The 244-nt window shown below is 48.0% G+C and carries 1 protein-coding gene; it reads left to right on the top strand.

Annotated features, from left to right (window positions below; genetic code table 11):
• On the top strand, positions 1-244 hold a 244-nt coding region (locus tag AAEY97_RS21455), incomplete at both ends, for a TonB-dependent receptor plug domain-containing protein (protein WP_351001413.1).

Genomic DNA, 244 nt, shown 5'->3' with positions numbered 1-244 from the left:
ACGTATACCAGGGGTAATGATTGAGCGTGATGGCGGCGAAGGCGCATCGGTAAGTATTCGTGGTTTGTCGTCTGAGCTTACTTTTACTCAGCTTAACGGTAATTTTATTGCCTCGTCACCAGGCGAGCCTTCGCGTTCGTTTGATTACACGCTACTTCCTTCAGCCATGATAGCCAGTGTTGAGGTATATAAATCGCCCGAAGCGCGTTTAGATGAAGGTGGTGTAGGTGGCACAGTATTAATG

Origin of the sequence: Shewanella sp. TB7-MNA-CIBAN-0143, from assembly GCF_040310065.1 — a bacterium.
Classification (GTDB): domain Bacteria; phylum Pseudomonadota; class Gammaproteobacteria; order Enterobacterales; family Shewanellaceae; genus Shewanella.
This window is presented reverse-complemented; position numbering and strand designations above follow the sequence as displayed.